General features: G+C 72.8%; 2 protein-coding genes. Both read right to left on the bottom strand.

Annotated elements, in window-relative coordinates:
• Window positions 1-501: 501 nt before the first annotated feature.
• Window positions 502-987, bottom strand: coding sequence for a hypothetical protein (locus tag AB0J09_RS63945; RefSeq protein WP_360714174.1), 486 nt, complete (start codon window positions 985-987; stop codon window positions 502-504).
• On the bottom strand, window positions 984-1777 hold a 794-nt coding region (locus AB0J09_RS63940; RefSeq protein WP_360714172.1), incomplete at its 5' end, for a HAMP domain-containing sensor histidine kinase. The genes AB0J09_RS63940 and AB0J09_RS63945, both read right to left, overlap by 4 nt.

Below are 1777 nucleotides of genomic sequence, written 5' to 3'. Positions count from 1 at the left end.
ACGCGAACCGCGCCAGCCCGAGCGCCGAGGCCGTGCCGAGCGCCAGCCGCGCCGCCTGCCACGCCTCGCCCTGCGCCATGCCGCCCCCAAGATAGAACCGCTCGGTACGATCCGTGCCAGGCTAGCATCCCATCGAACCGAGCGGTACCATCTCGAGCGGACCAACCCGGGGTGCGGCCGGAATCCGGCAGAAAGACATCGCGATGTGACCGGCTTAGGCGTCCGGGCGTGCTGCTGCCCGCGCACCGCACCTCCGGCTGCAAGGCACTGCTCGCGGAGCTCTCCCGCGAGGAGGCCCGCGCGCTCTACCCCCGCGACCTGCACCGGCGACCCGGCAACCGCGCGTGCCACCCTGGAACGCCAGTGCCCGCTGCCCCCGCGCGCGGCTGTCCGACCTCGCCACCGCGGTCACCTGCGTCGCCACCACCGCCAGCCCCACGCTCCGGTCAATCTGACCAAGACCACGGCGATCTGTCCAAAGCAGAGGACAGGTTGCTGCTGCTACCCCGGGCAGTCCCGGGGGCTGACGCCCTGCCCGGCACCGACGACGGTGACCTGGGCAGGGCTTTCCGGCGCCGTGGCGGCGGTCGTGCACACGATCTGCTGGACGGCCAGTGTGGACAGTTCGCTGGCCGGAGTGGACAGGGTCACCTCCAAGTGGCCGGACGGCTTGGCGGCCACCTCGAACGGGCCCGCTTCGGGCGGGACGTCGGTGGTGAATCCGTCCGCCTGTTCCATCGCGGTGGGTCCGGCTGCCAGCAGCGCGAGCGTGTCCGTGAGGAACATTGGACGACCACCGGGCCGCGTCACCGCGCTGAGCCGGCCGTTCTTCACCAGGTAGAGGGTGATCTTCATGGTTGGTGCGACGGCTCCGCTCGGCGGGTCGCCGGCGGGGATGACGTCGCTGGGCCGCACGCCGCAGCCGGCCACGGCGACGAGCGATACGAGGCCCGCTGCGAGCATGCGGCGGGCGAGCCCGGTCCTCACTCGGGGCCTCCGTCCGGATCGTGTGCCCGGCGTGGCAGGCGCAGCGTGAACGTGGCGCCGCCGTCCGGGGCGTTGGTGACGGTGAGGTCGCCTCGGTGCAGACGCGCGTTCTCCCGCGCGATGGCCAGGCCCAGGCCGCTGCCCTCGGACCTGGCCCTGGCCGCGCTGGCCTTGTAGAACCGGTCGAACACGTGCGGCAGCACCGCCTCGTCCAGCCCCAGTCCGTGGTCGCGGACCTCGAGAGCAACCCAGTCCGCGTCGGCGCGAAGCCGTACCGACACCGGCGGTTCGCCGTGCCGCAGGGCGTTGCCGACCAGGTTCGCGAGGATGACGTCCACTCGGCGCGGGTCCAGCCGCGCCGTCACCGCGGCTGGAAGCTCGGTGTGCACCGACTCCGACCAGCCCCGGACACGCAGGGTCGCGCGCACCAGCTCGGCCACGTCGACCTCGTTCAGCGCGAGGGCCGCGACGCCGGAGTCGAACCTGCTGATCTCGATGAGGTCGTTCACCAGAGCGGTGAGGTTGAGCGTCTCCTGGCTGACCAGCCTGGCGGCCCTGCCGGCGGGCTCGGGCAGCCGGTCCGCCTCCTCCTCCAGGACGTCGGCGACCGCGGCGAGGGCGGCCAGCGGGGTGCGCAGCTCGTGGGACACATCGGCCACGAACCGGCGGGCGTCGGCCTCCATCTCGCGCAGCTGCTTGACGTGCCGTTCCAGCTCCGCGGCGGTGGTGTTGAACGTGCGCGCCACCTCGGCCAGCTCATCGGAGCCGCGGACCGCGATCCTGGTCCGCA

The organism is Nonomuraea sp. NPDC049784, assembly GCF_040659615.1.
GTDB lineage: Bacteria > Actinomycetota > Actinomycetes > Streptosporangiales > Streptosporangiaceae > Nonomuraea.
This window is presented reverse-complemented; position numbering and strand designations above follow the sequence as displayed.